The sequence below is a fragment of the Brevibacterium limosum genome (assembly GCF_011617705.1).
GTDB classification, from domain to species: domain Bacteria; phylum Actinomycetota; class Actinomycetes; order Actinomycetales; family Brevibacteriaceae; genus Brevibacterium; species Brevibacterium limosum.
In genome coordinates, this window is the sequence record NZ_CP050154.1 from 1,755,807 (window position 1) to 1,775,921 (window position 20,115).

Annotated in this window: 14 protein-coding genes; 9 read left to right on the forward strand and 5 right to left on the reverse strand. The window is 64.6% G+C overall.

What is annotated here, in order from left to right; all coding sequences use genetic code 11:
- Nucleotides 1-8: 8 nt before the first annotated feature.
- The 5 genes from GUY37_RS07825 to nrdR all read left to right on the forward strand — a co-directional run bounded on the left by GUY37_RS07825 (nucleotide 9) and on the right by nrdR (nucleotide 7,156).
- On the forward strand, nucleotides 9-545 hold the full coding sequence (locus GUY37_RS07825) for a signal peptidase II (RefSeq protein ID WP_166824185.1): 537 nt from the start codon (nucleotides 9-11) through the stop codon (nucleotides 543-545).
- Nucleotides 538-1,461, forward strand: a complete 924-nt coding sequence (locus tag GUY37_RS07830) for an RluA family pseudouridine synthase (RefSeq protein WP_152348822.1) — start codon at nucleotides 538-540, stop codon at nucleotides 1,459-1,461. The genes GUY37_RS07825 and GUY37_RS07830 overlap by 8 nt, the downstream gene beginning before the upstream one ends.
- Nucleotides 1,462-1,626: 165 nt before the next feature.
- Nucleotides 1,627-5,136 (forward strand): DNA polymerase III subunit alpha, encoded by a 3,510-nt coding sequence (gene dnaE, locus GUY37_RS07835; RefSeq protein ID WP_407645407.1) that lies wholly within the window; start codon nucleotides 1,627-1,629, stop codon nucleotides 5,134-5,136.
- 209 nt (nucleotides 5,137-5,345) lie between these two features.
- A complete protein-coding gene (gene hisD, locus GUY37_RS07840; protein WP_166824191.1) occupies nucleotides 5,346-6,656 on the forward strand; it encodes a histidinol dehydrogenase in 1,311 nt (436 codons plus the stop codon).
- A 2-nt stretch (nucleotides 6,657-6,658) separates the two neighbouring features.
- Nucleotides 6,659-7,156, forward strand: coding sequence for a transcriptional regulator NrdR (gene nrdR / locus GUY37_RS07845; RefSeq protein WP_135809799.1), 498 nt, complete (start codon nucleotides 6,659-6,661; stop codon nucleotides 7,154-7,156).
- Nucleotides 7,157-7,412: 256 nt separating this feature from the next.
- Here the strand turns inward: nrdR and GUY37_RS07850 are convergent, their stop codons facing one another.
- On the reverse strand, nucleotides 7,413-9,644 hold the full coding sequence (locus GUY37_RS07850) for a HelD family protein (RefSeq protein WP_166824194.1): 2,232 nt from the start codon (nucleotides 9,642-9,644) through the stop codon (nucleotides 7,413-7,415).
- Between the two features lie 185 nt (nucleotides 9,645-9,829).
- Nucleotides 9,830-10,582 (reverse strand): spermidine synthase, encoded by a 753-nt coding sequence (locus GUY37_RS07855; RefSeq protein WP_228278431.1) that lies wholly within the window; start codon nucleotides 10,580-10,582, stop codon nucleotides 9,830-9,832.
- Between the two features lie 292 nt (nucleotides 10,583-10,874).
- Here GUY37_RS07855 and GUY37_RS07860 point away from each other — a divergent pair, with 292 nt between their 5' ends.
- Together GUY37_RS07860 and GUY37_RS07865 are read left to right on the forward strand one after the other, a co-directional pair.
- Nucleotides 10,875-12,047 (forward strand): DUF4192 family protein, encoded by a 1,173-nt coding sequence (locus GUY37_RS07860; protein WP_166824200.1) that lies wholly within the window; start codon nucleotides 10,875-10,877, stop codon nucleotides 12,045-12,047.
- Nucleotides 12,048-12,255: 208 nt separating this feature from the next.
- Nucleotides 12,256-13,734 carry an RNA polymerase sigma factor gene (locus tag GUY37_RS07865; RefSeq protein WP_152348816.1) on the forward strand — a complete coding sequence of 493 codons (1,479 nt, stop codon included), beginning with the start codon at nucleotides 12,256-12,258 and terminating at the stop codon, nucleotides 13,732-13,734.
- A 149-nt stretch (nucleotides 13,735-13,883) separates the two neighbouring features.
- Here the strand turns inward: GUY37_RS07865 and GUY37_RS07870 are convergent, their stop codons facing one another.
- The gene (locus GUY37_RS07870; RefSeq protein WP_166824203.1) at nucleotides 13,884-14,729 is read right to left on the reverse strand and encodes an N-acetylmuramoyl-L-alanine amidase; all 846 of its coding nucleotides are present in this window, start codon (nucleotides 14,727-14,729) and stop codon (nucleotides 13,884-13,886) included.
- 126 nt (nucleotides 14,730-14,855) lie between these two features.
- Between GUY37_RS07870 and GUY37_RS07875 the strand changes: the two genes are divergently transcribed.
- Nucleotides 14,856-16,967 carry a DNA gyrase/topoisomerase IV subunit B gene (locus GUY37_RS07875; RefSeq protein WP_166824206.1) on the forward strand — a complete coding sequence of 704 codons (2,112 nt, stop codon included), beginning with the start codon at nucleotides 14,856-14,858 and terminating at the stop codon, nucleotides 16,965-16,967.
- A gap of 57 nt (nucleotides 16,968-17,024) precedes the next feature.
- Here GUY37_RS07875 and GUY37_RS07880 read toward each other — a convergent pair whose 3' ends face one another.
- Nucleotides 17,025-17,918 (reverse strand): M56 family metallopeptidase, encoded by an 894-nt coding sequence (locus GUY37_RS07880; protein ID WP_152348813.1) that lies wholly within the window; start codon nucleotides 17,916-17,918, stop codon nucleotides 17,025-17,027.
- An 18-nt stretch (nucleotides 17,919-17,936) separates the two neighbouring features.
- Nucleotides 17,937-18,299 (reverse strand): BlaI/MecI/CopY family transcriptional regulator, encoded by a 363-nt coding sequence (locus GUY37_RS07885; RefSeq protein ID WP_039210305.1) that lies wholly within the window; start codon nucleotides 18,297-18,299, stop codon nucleotides 17,937-17,939.
- Between the two features lie 243 nt (nucleotides 18,300-18,542).
- Between GUY37_RS07885 and GUY37_RS07890 the strand changes: the two genes are divergently transcribed.
- On the forward strand, nucleotides 18,543-20,114 hold the full coding sequence (locus GUY37_RS07890) for a cytochrome ubiquinol oxidase subunit I (RefSeq protein ID WP_208094796.1): 1,572 nt from the start codon (nucleotides 18,543-18,545) through the stop codon (nucleotides 20,112-20,114).
- Nucleotide 20,115: the final 1 nt, after the last annotated feature.

Genomic DNA, 20,115 nt, shown 5'->3' on the forward strand with positions numbered 1-20,115 from the left:
TGAACCAAATGAACGATCCTGCCTCACGGGTGAAAAGACCTCGCGCCGCCATGATGGCCCTGCTGTTCACAATCGCGGCGACCGTGCTCGTGATCGATCAGTTCACCAAGTTCCTTGCCGTCACCCTCCTCGAGGACCAGCCGCCGGTGCCTGTGCTCGGCTCTCTGGCCGGATTCACCTTCTACCGCAACCCGGGAGCCGCACTCGGACTCGGCTCGAACGTGACGTGGATCTTCCCGATCATCGCCATCGGGGTGTTCATCGCGATCCTCGTGATCTCCCGCAAGCTCGGGTCGCGAGCCTGGGCGACCGGGCTCGGTCTGCTGCTGGGCGGACTCTTCGGCAACCTCGTCGACAGGCTCTTCCGCGAACCCGCATTCCTGCACGGAGCCGTCGTCGACTTCATCGATCTGTCGCTGTTCATCTGCAACGTCGCGGACATCGCGATCTCCGCCGCCGCAGTGACCCTCGTCATCGTCAGCCTCAGGGGAATCGACATCGACGGCTCGGACTCCACACGTGTGAAAGAGGACTCTCATGACTGAACGCTCCATCCTCGTCCCTGAGGGACTCGACGGTCAGCGCGTGGACGCTGCGATGTCGAAGCTGCTCGGCCTCTCCCGCACCGCAGCCGCAGATATCTGCGCCGACGGGGGAGTGGAGATGTCCGGACGCCCGGTCATCAAATCCGATCGCGTCATCGCCGGTGAACGGCTCGACATCATGATGCCCGAACCCAAGAGGCCCCTCGAGGTCGTGCCCGATCCCGTGCCGGGAATGCGCATCGTCCACGACGAGGATGCCTTCGTCGTCGTCGACAAACCGGTCGGCGTGGCCGCTCACCCGGCTCTCGGCTGGACCGGACGCACCGTCGTCGGCGGGCTCGCCGCGGCGGGCTTTCGTATCGCGACCTCGGGTGCCCCCGAACGCCAGGGCATCGTGCAGCGCCTCGACGTCGGAACCTCCGGGCTCATGGTCGTGGCCAAAAGCGAATACGCCTACAGCGTGCTCAAACGGGCTTTCAAGGAGCGCACGGTGGACAAGACCTACCATGCGGTCGTCCAAGGTCTGCCCGACCCTGTGCTCGGCACCATCGACGCCCCGATCGCCCGCCACCCGAAGCACGACGGACTCTACGCTGTGCGCAGCGAAGGCAAGAACGCGATCACCCACTACGAGGTGATCGAAGCTCACCGCCGTGCCGCGCTCGTCGAGATCCACTTGGAGACCGGACGCACCCACCAGATCCGTGTCCACTTCTCAGCCACCAAACACCCCTGCGTCGGAGACCTGCCCTATGGAGCCGATCCGGTGCTGGCGAAGGAACTCGGTCTTGAACGCCAGTGGCTGCACGCCGTCAAACTCGGCTTCCACCACCCCGACACGCAGAAGTGGGTCGAGTTCGAAAGCGGCTATCCGGAGGATCTGCAGACCGCGCTCGACCGCATCCGGCCGAACTGAACACCGAGTCGCAGCCGTCGAAGGTGCCCGGAGCAACAGTCTCCGAAGCCTCCTGAAGCGCAGCTGATGGACTAAGCTGGGGGCGCACCACCGGCAACTTCAGGAAGGCGGCGCCCAGTGCCGAACGAGGACTTCGTCCACCTCCACGTCCATACCGAATACTCCATGTTGGACGGTGCGGCCCGCCTCGCCGATCTGATGGCGGCGACGAAGGCATCGGGAATGTCCGCGATCGCCACGACCGACCACGGATACCTGTTCGGAGCCTTCGACTTCTGGTCCCAGGCGACCGCCGCCGGCATCAAACCCATCATCGGCGTCGAAGCCTATGTCACCCCGGGCACCGACCGCCGGGACAAGACGCGCGTGAAGTGGCGCACCGACGAATCGCAGAAGAGCGACGACCTCTCCGGCGGTGGTCTCTACACACACATGACCCTGCTGTCGCGGAACAACACGGGCATGCGGAACCTGTTCAAGGCATCGTCCTACGCCTCTCTGGACTCGGTGACGGCGAAATGGCCGCGGCTGGACCAGGACCTGCTCGAGACCTATTCCGACGGACTCATCGCCACCACCGGCTGCCCGTCGGGAGAGGTCCAGGTCCGCCTGCGACTCGGACAGTACGAAGAGGCCAAGGCTGCGGCGGGGAAGTACCGTGAGATCTTCGGCAGGGACAACTACTACGTCGAACTCATGGACCACGGTCTGTCCATCGAGAAGCGAGTGACGAAGGACCTCATCCGGCTGTCGAAGGAACTCGACATTCCGCTGGTCGCCACCAACGACCTCCACTACACACACGAATCGGATGCGAAGGCGCACGAAGCGCTGCTGGCCATCCAATCCGGTTCCAAACTCATCGAACCCACCTATGATCAGGGCGGTTCGCGCTTCGCTTTCTCCGGCTCCGGCTACTACCTCAAGACTCCCGCAGAGATGCGGTCCCTCTTCAGGGAATTCCCCGAAGCCTGCGACAACACCCTCGAGATCGCCGAGAAGTGCGAAGTCTCCTTCGACACCTCGGCGAACTATATGCCGAAGTTCCCGTGCCCTCCGGGTGAGGATGAGACCTCATGGCTGATCAAGGAGGTCGCGAAGGGACTCGACTACCGGTACCCCGACGGTGTTCCCGACGAAGTCCGCAGACAGGCCGACTACGAACTCGACATCATCATCTCGATGGGCTTCCCCGGATACTTCCTCGTCGTCGCCGACTTCATCAACTGGTCGAAGGACAACGGCATCCGCGTCGGGCCCGGCCGTGGTTCGGGAGCCGGCTCCATGGTCGCCTACGCGATGCGAATCACCGACCTCGACCCGCTGCAGCACGGACTGTTCTTCGAGCGCTTCCTCAATCCGGACCGTGTGTCCATGCCCGACTTCGACGTCGACTTCGATGATCGTCGCCGTGGCGAGGTCATCGAATATGTGACCGAGAAGTACGGCGATGAGCGTGTGGCGATGATCGTCACCTACGGCACGATCAAGACGAAGATGGCGCTGAAGGACTCCGCCCGTGTGCTCGGCAAGCCCTTCTCGATGGGTGAGCGGCTGACGAAGGCGCTGCCGCCGGCGGAGATGGCCAAGGACATTCCGCTCAAGGACATCGAGGACCCGGAGTCCAAGCGCTTCAAGGAAGCCGGCGAATTCCGCGAACTCGTCGACACCGATCCGGAAGCCCGAGAGACCTTCGAGACCGCGAAGGGGCTGGAAGGACTGAAGCGGCAGTGGGGTGTCCACGCAGCCGGTGTCATCATGTCCTCGGACCCGATCATCGACGTCATCCCGATCATGCGTCGGTTCCAGGACGGTCAGGTCATCACCCAGTTCGACTATCCGACCTCTGAGGGCCTCGGGCTCATCAAGATGGACTTCCTGGGCCTGCGCAACCTCACGATCATCTCCGACGCGGTGGAGAACATCAAGGCCAACCGGGACTTCGACCTCGACCTCGAGCACCTGACTCTCGACGACCCGGCCGCCTATGAACTGCTCACACGGGGCGACACCCTCGGTGTGTTCCAGCTCGACGGCGGTGGTCTGCGTGCCCTGCTGCGGATGATGAAGCCGGACAACTTCGAGGATATCTCCGCGACCCTGGCCCTCTACCGACCCGGTCCGATGGGTGCTGATTCGCATACGAACTATGCCCTGCGCAAGAACGGCCTGCAGGAGGTCACCCCGATCCACTCGGAGCTCGAGGAGCCGCTCAAGGATATCCTCGACACCACCTACGGTCTCATCATCTACCAGGAGCAGGTGATGGCGATCGCGCAGAAGGTCGCCGGCTACTCGCTGGGTCAGGCCGACATCCTCCGCCGTGCGATGGGCAAGAAGAAGAAGTCCGAGCTCGACAAGCAGCAGGTCGGCTTCTTCGGCGGAATGAAGGAACGCGGCTACTCGGAGGCCGCCGCGCAAGCACTGTGGGACATTCTGCTGCCGTTCTCGGACTACGCGTTCAACAAGGCGCACTCGGCCGCCTACGGTGTCGTGTCCTACTGGACCGCCTACCTCAAGGCCCACTACACAGCCGAATACATGGCGGCCCTGCTGACGTCGGTCGGTGACAACAAGGACAAGCTCGCGATCTACCTCAACGAGTGCCGTCGCCTCGGCATCACCGTGCTGCCTCCGGATGTCAACGAATCCGCGCTCCACTTCACCCCGGTCGGCACCGATATCCGCTTCGGCATGGGCGCGGTCCGCAACGTCGGCGCCCACGTCGTCGAAGGCATCGTCGAAGCCCGCGGAGAGAAGGGCGCCTACACCTCGTTCACGGACTTCCTCGACAAGGTGCCCAGCCACGTGTGCAACAAGCGCACGATCGAGTCGCTCGTCAAGGCCGGCGGCTTCGACTCGCTCGGCCACAGCCGTCGCTCACTCGTCGAAGTCCACGAGGAGGCCGTGGACTCGGTCATCGGCGTCAAACGGCAGGAAGCCAACGGACAGTTCGACCTCTTCGCCGGGCTCGGCGGGGGAGACGACGCACAGGGCTTCTCCGTGACCATCCCCGATCGTCCGGAGTGGGAGAAGAAGGAGAAGCTGTCCTTCGAGCGCGACATGATCGGCCTCTACGTCTCCGACCACCCGCTGAACGGGCTCGAAGGGGTGCTGGCCGCCGAATCCGATGCCTCCATCGCCGAGGTGGTCGATCCGGAATCGCACCGCCATGACGGATCCCAGATCAAGGTCTGCGGAATGATCACGCAGGTCACTCGCAAGGTGTCGAAGAACTCCGGACGTCCCTATGCGATCGTGACCTTGGAGGACCTCGAAGCCGAGATCGAAGTGATGTTCTTCGGCGACACCTACGAACCCGTGGCGAGCCTGCTGGCGACCGACCTCGTGATCTCCCTGACCGGCCGCATCCGCACCTCCGACGACCGTCCGACCTCACTGATGGCGATGTCGATGACGATTCCCGATGTCACCGACCCCGACGATCGACCGCTCACCCTCATCATGCCGATGGAGAAGGCGACCGAGGAGATGGCGACGAAGCTGCGACGGATCCTCGAATCCAACAAGGGCCAGACGGACGTCCACATCACCCTGTCTCAGCCGGGGCGGCAGACGGTGATGCGTCTGGACCGGTCGATCCGGGTCGACCCGAACCCGAGCCTCTACGGAGACCTGAAGGCTCTGCTGGGCTCCCGCTGCTTCAGCGTCTGAGGCTCAGCCGCATCGCCGCTCACGATTGCTCAGCGGCCGCAGGCAGCGGGTCGCGCTGGCTGTTCTGGTGCACCCTTCTCTGAACCGCCCACTGAAGAACGTGAGCAGTTCAGAGAAAGGTGTGTCGTTTCGCCGATCGTGCCGTTGCAGCGATTCCGGTCCGTCCGCACTTCGGGCCGGAGGACTGCGGTGCTGCTGCGGAGACTAGAATGGTGCGGGTGAACATTCTGGACTTCCGTGGTGAGACCCTCAGCAAGCGATTCCTGGCGCAGAAGCTGCCTCGGGCCGCCGAGACCCATGCCGATATCGAACGACGCGTCGCCGAACTCCTCGACACCGTCGCCGACGGGGGCGCGGCCGCGGTGAAGGACTTCACCGAACGCTTCGACGGAGTGCGCCCCGAGTACCTCCGCGTACCGGCATCGGCTCTGGCCGAGGCCGCAGACGCTCTCGATCCCGCGGTCAGGGCCGCGCTCGTCGAATCCATCGCCCGCGCCCGGAAGGTCGCCGCCGACCAGCGTCCCGCCGATGTCCGCACCGAGCTGGCCTCCGGTGCCTTCGTCACCACCCGCCACCTGCCGGTCGAACGCGTCGGCCTCTATGTGCCCGGCGGACTGGCCGTGTACCCCTCAACGGTGATCATGAACGTCGTGCCGGCGCAGACCGCCGGTGCACACTCACTGGCGATCGCCAGCCCGCCCCAGAGCAGCGGCCTGCCGCACCCGACCGTGCTCGCCACCGCACACATCCTCGGCATCGACGAAGTCTGGGCGATCGGCGGAGCACAGGCGATCGGCGCACTGGCCTTCGGCTTCGACGACGGCGAGGAACTCGAACCGGTCGACCTCATCACCGGCCCCGGGAACGCCTATGTGGCTGCGGCGAAATCACTCGTCCGCTCCCGGGTCGGCATCGACGCGGTCGCCGGTCCCACGGAGATCATCATCCTCGCCGACGCACAGGCCGACCCGCGTTTCGTCGCCGCCGATCTCATCAGCCAGGCCGAACACGACGAACTGGCCGCCTCGGTGCTGGTCACCGACTCCGTCGAACTCGCAGAGGCGGTGCAGAGGGAGCTGGACGTGCAGGTAACGGAGGCGACGCACACCGAACGGATCTCCACGGCTCTGGCCGGAAGACAGTCGGCGCTCGTCCTCGTCGACGACCTCGACGCCGGGATCACCGTCGTCAACGGCTATGCCGGTGAGCACGTCGAGGTCCACACGGCCGATGCCGCAGCGGTCGGGGCGCGGATCACGAACGGGGGAGCGGTCTTCCTCGGCGATTGGGCACCGGTGTCGCTGGGCGACTACTGCGCCGGGTCGAACCACGTGCTGCCCACGATGGGCACCGCCGCCCACGGTTCGGGCCTGGGTGTGCACTCATTCATCAAGGTCAGCCAGGTCATCGACTACGACCGGCAGGCCCTGTCAGAGGTGGCCGAACACATCGGTGTTCTCGCCGCCAGCGAACAGCTGCCGGCCCACGGCCGGGCTGTCGACATCAGGTTCGAGGAGTAGAGATGCGCTGTCCGTTCTGCCGTGAGTCCGATTCGCGGGTCGTCGATTCGAGGACCAGCGAAGACGGAGCCGCGATCCGCCGGCGCAGGCAGTGCCGTCACTGCGGTCGCCGATTCACCACGATGGAGGCCACGAGCCTGTCGGTGATCAAACGCTCCGGAGTCACCGAGGAGTTCTCCCGTCAGAAGATCATGTCGGGTGTGCGCAAAGCCTGCCAGGGTCGTCCGGTCAGTGACGATGATCTCGCGAAGCTCGCGCAGCGGGTGGAGGAGAACATCCGGTCGCGGGGAATCGCCGAGATCGACGCCGACGAAGTGGGTCTGTCCATCCTCGAACCGCTGCGCGAACTCGACCAGGTCGCCTACCTGCGCTTCGCCAGCGTGTACCAGGGATTCGACTCGCTCGAAGACTTCGAGGCCGCGATCGATTCGCTGCGTGCCGATGCGCTGCTGCAGTCCGGTCAGACCCGGGAACCCACCCCCGAAGACTTCGCCGACTGAACGTGTCGGAGCGTCCCCGTGACTGGATTCCGAGACTGCTGAGATTTCTGTCAGAAATCTTCGTGTCGAGTACCGCGGTACAGAATTAGTTGTGTAGTATTGAACGTGCGCGCTACGGCGCGCGGCCGCTTGCGGTTCGGAGGGGAAGCCGAACCCAAGCGGCCTTTTACATTCACCCACCTCCCTTGCTACCTGACGGCGGCCCAGCAACCTCGCGCGAGGTTGCTGGGCCGCCGTCAGGTAGCAATTGGGAGGGTCAGCCGGCTTGACGGATCGCCTCGGCGGAGAAGAGTTCGGTCAGCTCCGTGGACACAGAGGCCAGGACGCGCAGACGTTCCGTCGTCCGCGTCAGCGCCACATAGAGGCCGCCGACGCCGGCCTCGCCGCCGATCGGGGCGATGCGGCCGGGTTCGACGATGATCACCGAATCGAACTCGAGGCCCTTGGCCTGCTGCGGGGTGATGAGGGCGATCTGATGGTCCAGGCCCGTGACCGAGCGTCCGAAATCGAAGTCCGCGACCGCCTCGGCGATGGGCTCGATGAGCTCCTCATCAGCGATGACAGCGATCTTCCCACCTTCGGCAGCGGACACCTCGGCCGCAACCGCCGCGGGGAGGGCGGCCAGCATCTCGGACTCGTCGGCGAAGGAATCCAGCTGCGGGTCCGAACCTCCCCGGCGCACCGACTCGACGAGCTCGAGCTGCGGGAAATGCCGATGCAGGTACCGGTTGGCCAGATCCATCACCGACTGCGGGGTGCGGTAGGAGACAGTGAGCACCTGGAGGGCGAAACGGTCCCCGACGAACTCGTTCAGGATCGACGACCAGGTGCGGGCGTTGTCGACCTGCGAGGACTGGGCGAGGTCGCCGACGACGGTGGCCGACTTCGACGGCACGCGGCGGAAGAGGACGCGCCACTGCATGGGAGAGAGTTCCTGGGCCTCGTCGACGACGAGGTGGCCGTACGTCCATTCCCGGTCCTCAAGGGCGCGTTCGGCCAGGGTCATCGTCGGCCCCTGCTCCTCCCAGCGGGAGGCGAGCGTCTCGGCCGAGACCATTCCGCCGGTCTCGGTCATATCGACGACGGCTTCGGCGTATTCGCGGGCCGAATCATCCCGAGCCTGGGTCTGCTGCGGAGCGGAGCCGAGAAGCTCGGCCAGCTCATCGAGCAGCGGCACATCGTCGACCGTGAACTCATCGCGACGCTGCTCGAGCAGAATCGACTGCTCGGCCGGGGTGAGGAGTCTGCGAGCGGCGCCCTGCAGCTTGTGCGCTCTGCCCAGCAGGGATCGCAGAGCGGCGACGGGGCCGATGGGGAACCATGCGAGGTTGAGGGCGCGACGGACGTCGACGGAGGAGCGCAGATCCTCGAGCAGCTCGGGCAGCCGCTCTCCGGCGGCATCCAAACCCATCTCACGGGCGAGATCCTCGGCGAGGATCTTCAGCAGACCGGTGACGAAACCGGTGCGAGCGGCATTGTGCGGATCTCCGCTGCGACGGGCCCGATCGCGCGCGGACCGGACGTCGCGGCGACGCAGCACGATCGTGTGCGAACGCACCCGCATCTCGACATCGTGGTCGGGGATGCGCTGGTAGTTCGCAACGTGGTTCTTCAGCACCCGGGCCATGACGGAGCGGCCCTTGATCTCGGCTACTGCCGGTGCATCTGTGGCATCCGTGTCGAGCCCGGGGTAGAGCTGACCCGGGGTGAGCAGGACGGCCCCGGTCTCGCCGAGGCTGGGCAGGACCTTCTCGATGTACTTGAGGAACACCGTCGACGGGCCGACGAGGAGGACACCGGACTTCGCGATGCGCTCCCGGTGCCGGTAGAGCAGGAATGCGGCGCGGTGGAGGGCGACGGCGGTCTTGCCGGTTCCCGGCCCGCCCTGGACGACGAGGACTCCGGAGAGCGGACGGCGGATGATCGCATCCTGTTCGGCCTGGATGGTTGCGACGATATCGCCCATCCGACCGGTGCGGTGTGTGGTCAGAGCGGCGAGAAGGGCTCCCTCACCCTGCAGGTTCGACCGCTGATCGTCATCGAGCGCGTCGATGTCGAGCACATCGTCTTCGATGCCGGTCACCAACCGGTTCGCGGTGACGAGGTGACGGCGGCGGGCGATCCCATCGGGGTTGGCGGCAGTCGACTGGTAGAAGCGCTCGGCGGCCGGCGCTCTCCAGTCGATGAGGATCTGCTGTCGCTGTTCGTCGGTGAGTCCGATGCGACCGATATACGTGGGTGCGTCTTCGTCGACGATGTCGAGGCGACCGAAGCACAGTCCCTCCTCGGCGCCGTCGAGGCGGATGAGCTGATCTTCGTACATCGTCGCGAAGGCATCGCGTTCGGTGCGATGCTGGTGATTTCCTCCGACCTCGGAGATCCTCACCGTGCCCAGGCGGGCTGTCGTCTCCTCCCGGAGCTCATCGAGGCGGGCATAGAGCTCGTCGAGCTTGGTCTGCTCAACACGAATTTCTGAAGTTTCGGTCATCTCACCTTCTTGGGTCGGCATTCAATTATGCCGAACTTTCCCGGGCGTCTGTAGTCGCAACGTCATTTCGGACCGGGGCGTACCTCACATCCTGCTGAGGGCGTGCCTGCGATTCCGGTTGTGGGCGTTCCTCAGATTCCGGATGTGGGCGTGCCTGAGACTCCGGTGGAAGGCTGGCGCGGGAGTCAGAGACCGAGGCGGTAGCGCAGGTCCGCTCCGGCCAGGAAGGTCGCAGATGAGGCGGCGGTGCGCAGACTGCGGTCGAGACCGGTCACATCCGGCGCTGTGTTGGATGCGAGGACGACGACATTGCCGCGTCGACGTCCTTTGAGGATCGCCGGTTCCGTGGCTGCGGCCAGATGGGCGAAGTGTTCGCCGAGGCCGCGCAGTTCGGACCGGAGGATGCGGTGGTCCCCGCTGTCGGGAACGTTGGCGATATAGAGACCGGAGTCCTTGACCGCCACGGCGCAGCCGGCGAAGAACTCAGCAGTCTGCAGGGAGGACGGAACCGAGTCATGGTCGAAGGCGTCCCGGACGAGGACGTCGAGGGCATCGGGCCGGAACTTCCCGATCTCCACCGCGCCGTCACCGGCACGCAGAGCCAGCGAGGGGGAGCGGGGCAGGTCGAACCACTCGCGGGCGAAGTCGAGCAGCTTGGCATCGATGTCGATCGCCGTCTGTTTCGACCCGGGCCGCGCCGAGTCGATGGCGCGGGCCAGAGCACAGCCGGCGGCACCGATGTGTGCGGCCCGCAGCGACCCGGCAGGGAGCTCGACGTCGATGATGCGTCGCATCCAATCCAGGTACTCGAAGTCCAGTCGCTGCGGATCGCTGAGAGTGATCGACGAGGAGGGGACCCCGTTGACGTGGAGGATGTAGGAATCGGCCTCACCGTCGAGCTTCTCCAACCGTGCCTCTCCCGTCGAGATGTCGACCACTTGAGAACCAGGAGCTGTGTATATCCGTCTCTTCGCCACCCCTCACTTGTATGCCAGCGAGGGGCTGGAAGCAATTCGGAGCTGATTCTCGTGGGGACGCCGGCCTCGACTCAACCACCAGGGCGCTGTGGGCAGGTTCGGGCCGTCCACAGGCTCGGAGCCGGATCTGGAGGAATCGACCCGGGATCGGATGGAGTGGGACCCACTCACGGAACCACCACCGGCGCAGGTGCCGTCCCGGGTACGGGAACCGCTCCGGCCGACACGACCCGCCCCGACCACGGAGGACACAATGAAGACACCGGCCCGCTCACCCGAAGACATCATCGGGATCATTCCCCACACACTGGGCTACACCCCGCGGCGCAGCCTCGTCGCCGTCATCGTCGGCACCGAGAAGACCGGGGCCCAGACCAGTTCGACGACGATGCGCGTCGACTTCGACCGGGAGAGTGCGGCTCAGACGCTGTCCGAAGGCGGCGGCTGGTACGCCGACCTCATCATGCGCACCTGCAGGGTGACCGGTGTCTTCCTCGTCCTCTACGACGATGACTACCAGCCGGTCGGTGCCTTCGGGGCCGGTGCCGACTCCGAATACGCCGAGGTCCACCGCGGCCTCATCCGAGCGGCGATCGACGAACTGGCCATGACCTTCGCCGCCAGAAGCGTCGACACGCTCAGCGCATGGTGGGTCAACCAGGACCACTTCGGCCGCATCGACGAGGACGGATACGACAGCACACCGCTGATCGAAGCGACCACCTCGGCGTGTGCCACGGAACTCGTCGCCGGCGGATCCAACCCGGTCGCCGATCCCGAGGACCTGGTCATCTCCCCGATGCCGGCCGAGGCCTTCGCCGACAGCCGCCGCGGGCGGTCTCAGGAGTGGATGGGCACGGACGAGGCGTTCGCCATCCTCGCCGACGTCTACCCGCGGCTGGAAGCGATGCGACACGAGGACGAACCGGTCGACGAGGTGCGCATCCACGACCTGATGGACCTGCCGACGGTGATGGCTCTCGATACCCTGCTCGTCGAGATCTGGTCACGTGACGCCCTCGAGATGATCCTCAGCTTCGACCACCCCGACTTCCCGCCCTCCCAGGTCAGGGAACTCGACGGTGATGAGCTCTGTGCGATGAGCCGCCGCATCGTCTCCCAGGCTCACGCCGCCCAGCAGCTCGTCGGACTCTCATCCCGTGCTCCGCGGCCGCGGGACATTCTGCTCGCCATCGCCTTCCTCAAGGTCTACCTGCGGGCAGGGCACCCGCAGGCTCGAGCCAACACCTATGCCGTCATCGCCTGGTTCGAATGGGCGTTGGGCGGCTCGACGATGGCGCTCAACTATGCGCTGGCCGCCGTCGAACTCGAATCCGAACACGGTCTGGCCGAACTCATCATCAATGCCGTGAACATGGGGTGCCTGCCTCGGTGGCTGGCGGAGACCCAGAGCTCGGCTGTCTGAGTCTCGACGAGCGGGAACAGTTTCGCCGGCCCCTTCGTTCTCATGGGCAGACAGGCCGTATCGCCCCGGAGTCTTCGCGGGCCGATTCGCAAAGCAGGGAATAACGTGAGAAAATTAAGCGTTGACCCAGTCATTGCAGGATGGGCGAACTATGCGTTCGCCCCGGACCGCACGCGGACCACTTGACTTGGGTCTTAGTACTGTCCGAATGCATGGGGAAGTTTCAACGCTCGCGAAAGGTGAACACGTGCCCAGAGTCGACAAGGAATCCACAACGGTGACGGAGAAGTCGGAGGGAACGGCCGGCACGACCTCGACCGGTGGATCCAAGACCACTGCGGCGTCGAAGTCCACTGCGAAGAAGACGTCCGCTGGAGCCAAGAAGGCGGCGACCGCGAAGACGACTGCGAAGTCGACTGCCGCAAAGACGGAGACGGCTGCGTCGAAGAAGACGACTGCTGCAAAGAAGACGACCGCCGCGAAGACCACTGAGACCAAGTCGACGGCTGCTCCGAAGAAGACCGTGACGAAGGCCACCGCCGCCAAGGAAGCCAAGAAGGAGACCAAGGCGAAGAAGGCCGACGACGATATCGACACCACCGAGGAGGTCGAACCGGCAGCGGACGCCCTGGCCACAGAGGAGAGCCCCGCCGAGGCGACCGAGACGAAGAACTCGGAGGAGAAGGAGAAGAACGCCGCCGTGGCCGAGGCCGGAGGCTTCATCGTCTCCGATGCCGACGAAGAAGATGCACCTGCCCAGCAGGTCGTCTCCGCCGGTGCGACCGCGGACCCGGTCAAGGACTACCTCAAGCAGATCGGCAAGGTGGCACTGCTCAACGCCGCCGAGGAGGTCGACCTGGCCAAGCGCATCGAGGCCGGAATGTACGCCGAGCACCTGCTCGACGGCGGAGAGGTGACCGATCCTCGCGAAACGATGGACTACAAGTGGATCATCCACGACGGTCGCATCGCGAAGAACCACCTCTTGGAGGCCAACCTCCGACTCGTCGTGTCGCTGGCCAAGCGCTACACCGGCCGTGGAATGCTCTTCCTCGACCTCATCCAGGAGGGCAACCTAGGCCTCATCCGCGCCGTCGAGAAGTTCGACTACACGAAGGGCTTCAAGTTCTCCACCTACGCCACCTGGTGGATCCGTCAGGCCATCACCCGCGCGATGGCCGATCAGGCCCGTACGATCCGCATCCCGGTGCACATGGTCGAGGTCATCAACAAGCTCGCCCGTGTGCAGCGCCAGATGCTGCAGGACCTGGGGCGCGAACCGACCCCGGAAGAGCTTGCGAAAGAGCTCGACATGACACCCGAGCGTGTCGTCGAGGTGCAGAAGTACGGTCGGGAGCCGATCTCGCTGCACACCCCGCTGGGCGAGGACGGCGACTCGGAGTTCGGCGACCTCATCGAGGACTCCGAAGCCGTTGTGCCCTCGGACTCGGTCAGCTTCACCCTCCTCCAGGAGCAGCTGCATTCCGTGCTCGACACGCTCTCCGAGCGTGAAGCCGGAGTGGTGTCCATGCGCTTCGGCCTCAACGACGGCCAACCGAAGACCCTTGATGAGATCGGCAAGGTCTACGGCGTCACTCGTGAGCGGATCCGCCAGATAGAGTCCAAGACCATGGCGAAGCTGCGTCACCCGTCCCGCTCGCAGGTGCTGCGCGACTACCTCGACTGAGTTTCGCCTCGACTGCGCTTCGCCTCGACCGCTCCAAGAGCGGATCCGTCAGCTGCCAACGCCCCTGGGAACCTCCCAGGGGCGTTCGGCATTCACGGTTCAGAACCAGCGGCTGGATCCGGTTCGGAATCGGAGGCGCCGGGCGCGGTTCAGAACCAGTCGACGATGCCGTCGAAGAGGGCGTCGGCGTATTTCCTCTGCCCGGACTTCGACTCCATGATCTTCGCTTCGGACGGATTGCGCATCTCTCCGCATTCGACGATGACGGCGGGAACCGAAGCATTGTTCAACCCGGCCAGGTCCGGCCGTCGGCTGATCGCATCCTTTCCGTAGGCACTGTTCGGAGTGAACTCCTCACCCATCGAACTCCCCACGGATTTCGCCAGATCAACGGAGGCCTTCTCGGTCTTCTCGTCCTCACCGGGGTCGGCAGCGATGATGTGGAAGCCCTTCACCGAGCTCGACTCGCTGCCGTTGGCGTGGATGCTCACGAGCAGATCCGCATCGTCGGCGAAAGTCCCGCGCTCATCCACACACGGTCCGACTCCTTCGTTGTCCTTGCGGCTGAGCACGACTTCCGCCCCGGCGTCGGTCAGCGACGTGTTCAGCTTCTGCGCCACTGCCCATGTGAAATCGGCTTCCGGGTAGTCCGAGTTCGTCGACGTGCCCGTGGTGTTGCACGCCTTCGTTCCGCCCCGTCCGTCCGGAACCTGTCGATTGATCTCCTCCGGGTGCTGCGCATTGCCGCCGTTGTGGCCCGGATCGATCGCGATGACCTTCCCCTTCAGGACCGCTTCGTCTGCCTTCGCCGAGGCGGTCTCGCTCGGGTTCCCCTCTTCTTCGACGCCCGTGTCGGCAGACGCCGACCGACCGGCGGTCTCAGCCGCGTGACTCGTCTGCCCCGGAGCAGACGACTCATCGGAGCAGGCCGCCAGACCGGGGAGGCAGAGAGCGGCAGAGGCAAGGAGGATCGGCACGAGCAGGCGTTGACGCATGGCCCCATTGTTTCAGCTCTGCGGTGCCCATCGGTGCGTTCGTCCGGATCGGTTCCCGACACGACCCGCAGAGAATAGGGTCCTGAGCGCACAGCGATTAGAATTTAATCGAACGAGAGGAATTGTGTGGAAGACGAAAGCTACGGCGCCAGGCACCTATCCGTCCTGTCCGGTCTTGAAGCGGTTCGCAAGCGACCCGGCATGTACATCGGCACGACCGATTCCCGCGGTCTCATGCACTGCCTGTGGGAGGTCATCGACAACTGCGTCGACGAGGCCCTCGGCGGATACGGATCCGAGATCCTCATCGAACTCGCCGCCGACGGCTCGGTGGCCGTCACCGACAAGGGCCGCGGCATCCCCGTCGACATCGAGCCCAAGACCGGCCTGACCGGAGTCGAGGTCGTCATGACCAAACTCCACGCCGGCGGTAAGTTCGGCGGCTCGTCCTACGCCGCCTCGGGCGGTCTGCACGGAGTCGGAGCTTCGGTCGTCAACGCCCTGTCCGCACGCCTCGACGTCGAGGTCACCCGCGGATCGAAGGTGCATAAGATGTCCTTCCGCCGAGGTGTGCCGGGACGCTTCGACGATTCCTCCGGCACCCCGAGCCCGGACAACCCGTTCGAGGCTTTCCAGGAGCCGACCGGTCTCGACATCGTCGGCAAGGCCAAGCGCGGTGCCACCGGCACTCGTGTCCACTACTGGGCCGATCCGCAGATCTTCCTCGCCAAAGCCCAGTTCGACTACCCGCATCTGGTCGAACGCGCCCGTCAGACCGCGTTCCTCGTCCCCGGCCTCGAACTGCGCATCGTCGACCGTCGCGGGGTCGCCCGTGACGAGACCGGCGCCGTCATCGCAGAGCGCGAAGAGGTGTTCAAGTTCGACGGGGGAATCACCGAATTCGTCGACCACCTCTCCATCGACCCGCCGATCACCGACACCTGGCGTCTGCAGAACACCGGTACGTTCAAGGAGACCGTGCCGGTGCTCAACTCCTCGGGCCACCTCGAGTCCAAGGAAGTCGAACGTGAGGTCGGCGTCGACATCGCACTGCGCTGGGGGACCGGCTACGACACGAAGCTGAAGTCCTTCGTCAACGTCGTCGCCACACCACAGGGCGGCACCCACCTCGCCGGGTTCGAACAGGCCTGTCTCAAGGCGATGCGCAAGGCCGTCGACGCCAACGCGCGCAAGCTCAAGGTCGGCAAGGACAAACTCGAGAAGGACGATGTGCTCGCCGGCATCACCGCCGTCGTCACCGTGCAGCTGTCCGAACCCCAGTTCGAGGGGCAGACCAAGGAGGTGCTCGGCACCGCAGCTGTGCGACAGATCGTGGCGAAGACCGTCGAGACACAGCTCGGAGAGGTGCTCGCCTCGACCAAACGTGCCGAGAAGCAGCAGGCCGCGGTCCTCATGGAGAAGGTCGTGGCCGAGATGAAGTCACGCATCTCCGCCCGCACCCACAAGGAGAATCAGCGACGCAAGACCGCGTTGGAGGCCTCCTCGCTGCCGGCGAAGCTCTACGACTGCCGCGACAACGGAGTGGAGAACACGGAACTGTTCATCGTCGAGGGCGACTCGGCGATGGGCACGGCAAAGGCCGCCCGCAACTCCGACCACCAGGCGCTGTTCCCCATCCGCGGGAAGATCCTCAACGTGCAGAAAGCGACCCTGGCCGACATGCTCGCCAACGTCGAATGCTCAGCTCTCATCCAGGTCATCGGCGCCGGCTCCGGGCGCAGCTTCGATATCGATGCCGCCCGATACGGACGTGTCGTCATCATGACCGATGCCGATGTCGACGGTGCCCATATCCGCACTCTGCTGCTCACCCTGTTCTTCCGGTACATGAAGCCGTTGGTCGAAGCCGGTCGCGTCTTCGCCGCAGTGCCTCCGCTGCACAGAGTCGAGGTCGTGACGAAGCGCGGAACGCCCAACGACATCATCTACACCTACACCGAAGCGGAGCTCCATGCTCTGCTGAAGAAGCTCGAGAAGCAGAAGAAGACCTACAAGGAACCCATTCAGCGCTATAAGGGCCTGGGTGAGATGGACGCAGACCAGCTGGCCGAGACGACCATGGACCCGAGCATGCGCACCCTGCGTCGGGTGACGATGGCCGATGCCGAGATGGCGGAGAACACCTTCGAACTCCTCATGGGATCATCTGTCGGTCCGCGCAGGGAATTCATCGTCTCCGGTGCCGCCGTGCTCGATGCCGAACGCATCGACAGCTGAGACCGACAGCTGAGTCAGTCCGTCCCCTCTGAGCCCAGGCCGATCACCGGCTTGGGCTCAGATGCCGAATGCGGACGGTGTGACGATGAGCAGAGTCGGCAGGAGCAGAAGCAGCACGGCCAGTCCGATCGACATCAGCCGCACGGGGATCCGCGCCGGATCCAAGGGACGTGACAGCCTTCGGATGCGCTGGGCGGACAGATCACTGCGGTGTTCGGGACTGATCGCCGCGGCCGAGCTCACCGCCTGAGCCAGGATCTGCGGATCGACGTGGTCGCGAGCCTGATCATCGGCCATGAGCTCGATGAGCTGATTCACCGAATTCAACCCGATCGCCGTGGCTGAGAAGTATGGCAGTGCCCGATGCCATGCGGCAAAAGGAATGACGAGCACATCGTGCCGGAAATCCAGATGCGCCCTCTCATGAGCGATGACGGCGGTGCGCTCATCCTCATCGAGGGCCTTGAGCAGACCGGTCGACAGGACTGCAGTGCCCTTCCGCGGCCCCTTGGGCAGGCAGTAGGCAACGGCCTCATCGGTGGTGATGATGCGAGTGTCGGGGTAGGTGATCGACGGTTCGCTGAGAAGATGCAGGATCTCGTCGTGGCGCAGACGAGTCTTGCGCGCGGAATAGAGAGTCAGGACCAGGCAGCCGAGCAGCCGGCCGATGAGGAGCACGGCGATGACGAGGAAGATCCACGCCAGGAGCGACAGCTGAGTGTGGTCCTTGCCCCGCAAGAGGTCGAAGAGTCCCTGTGGAAGACTAGTCGTGCCAGGGGCGACGGCGAAAGCGAGGGCGGCGCCGATGAGGGACAGTCCTCCGGAGAGTCCGACGGCCTGCCAGAGGACGACCTCGGAGATCGGGTCACCGCGGAAGCGAGCGAGTGCCGCAGGAATGGGCCATGCCAGCAGAAAAGCCAGCACGGCCAGAACAAGTCCCACGATGGTCATTGAGGTGACCGGCCTGGGTCAGGACTGCGTCGAGTGATTGCGCCCGAGCAGATTGCGCAGCGCCTTGGTGTCGGCCTCCGAGACGGTGCCGAGGAAGCGCGCGAGGACAGCCTGACGGTCCGGTGCCTGAGACAGCATCTCGGTCATCAGCTCCGCCACATGATCCTCACGGGTCGAGACCGCGATATAGCGGTGCGGACGGATGCTGCGATCACGAGTGACGAAGCCCTTCTTCTCGAGTCGAGACAAGACCGTATGGACCGTCGTCAGCGCGAGCTCGCGGTCCGAGAGGACTTCGCGGAGTTCGGCGGCGCTCAACCCGTCGTCGTGGACCCAGATGGCGTCCATGACGCTGCGTTCGAGTTCACCCAGTGTTCCCACAGTTCTTTCGCCCTCAATTTCTTTGTCGGTCTGATCGCTCCAGTATATCTCTACAGTCTGTCGAATTCCACACAGGCACCTGGGGTTTCGGCGGAGTGTGATCCTGGTCAGGTGTCCTTGCGGGAAGGCATACTTGGTACCGGGAGTCTTGAATGATGAAACCATGAGGGTGCCGCTTCTACGGGTTGTAGAATTCTACATGACGTAGAAACAATGCTCTCGTGAAACCTGAATGGAGCGCCCATGGAGCTGGATCCGGTCCTCATCGGTCGGTGGCAATTCGGAATCACAACGGTCTACCACTTCTGGATGGTGCCGTTGACCCTGGGACTCGGCATGCTCGTGGCTGTCCTGCAGACGATCTACCACCGCACCGGCAATGAGGTGTATCTGCGGAGCACGAAGTTCTTCGGCAAGCTCTTCCTCATCAACTTCATCATGGGTGTGGCCACCGGCCTGGTCCAGGAATTCCAGTTCGGCATGGCCTGGAGCGAATACTCTCGCTTCGTCGGTGACGTCTTCGGGGCCCCCTTGGCTCTGGAGGCCCTTCTGGCGTTCTTCCTCGAGTCGACTTTCCTCGGCCTGTGGATCTTCGGCTGGGGTCGCCTGCCCCGCGCGGTCCACCTCGGCTCTCTGTGGTTGGCCGTCATCGGCACGTGGGTCTCGGCCTACTTCATCATCGTCGCGAACTCCTGGATGCAGCATCCCGTCGGCGTCGACATGGTCGACGGTCGGCCTGTGATGACCGACGTCTGGGCGGTGCTGGGCAACAACACCGCCATCGCCGCGTTCACACACACGATCTTCGGTGCCCTGGCCGTCGGCGGGTCCTTCCTCCTCGGCATCTCCTGGTACCACCTCTACCACCGGCGCAAGGCCGGAATCGACAGCGTCGGAGCCGACGGCAAGGTCGTCGTCGGCTCGTCGGAGGAACTGCCCGGGCGGGACAAGACTGACCACACGGTGTGGATCAAGTCTCTGCGCATCGGCGCGATCGTCGGCGTCATCGCCTTCGCCGGAGTCTCGATCACCGGTGATGTCCAAGCCAAGCTGATGTTCGATCAGCAGCCCATGAAGATGGCCTCCGCCGAGGCGGCCTGCCACGACGGCACCCAGTTCTCCGTCCTCACGATCGCCGACCCCTCCTCGAACGACTGCGACGGAGTGCAGAACATCTTCGAGATCCCCGGTCTGCTGTCCTTCCTGGCCAACGGCGATTTCGACACCCCGGTCCACGGTGTGACGACGCTGCTGCCGGAATACCAGGAGCGCTACGGAACCCATATCCCCGACGATCCGCGGTACGGCGACCATGCCGGCGAACCGGTTGACTACCAGCCGATCATGATCGTCACCTACTGGGGCTTCCGCATGATGATCGGCTTCGGCGCCCTGGCCGCCGGAGTCTGCGTCATCGGACTGTGGCTGGCTCGCAAGGGCACGGTGCCCGAGTCGAAGTGGCTCAGCCGGGGATTCGTCCTGGCCATCACGGCGCCGTTCCTCGCGAACTCGGCCGGCTGGATCTTCACCGAGATGGGACGTCAGCCCTTCGTCGTCGCCCCGAACCCGGCACAGCTCGATGGGGTGTACATGTACACCCAGGCGGCACTCTCACCCGAGGTGACACCGGCGATGCTGCTGTTCTCACTGATCAGCCTCACCACCGTCTACGGGGTTCTGATGGCCGTCGAACTGCGTCTGATCACGAAGTACGTCAAGGGCGGAGTCGCCTCGGCGATGCCTGAGCTCGACCAGACGAATACGAAACCCACGATCACCGACAACGGCGACGACGTCCTGTCGTTCGCGTACTGAG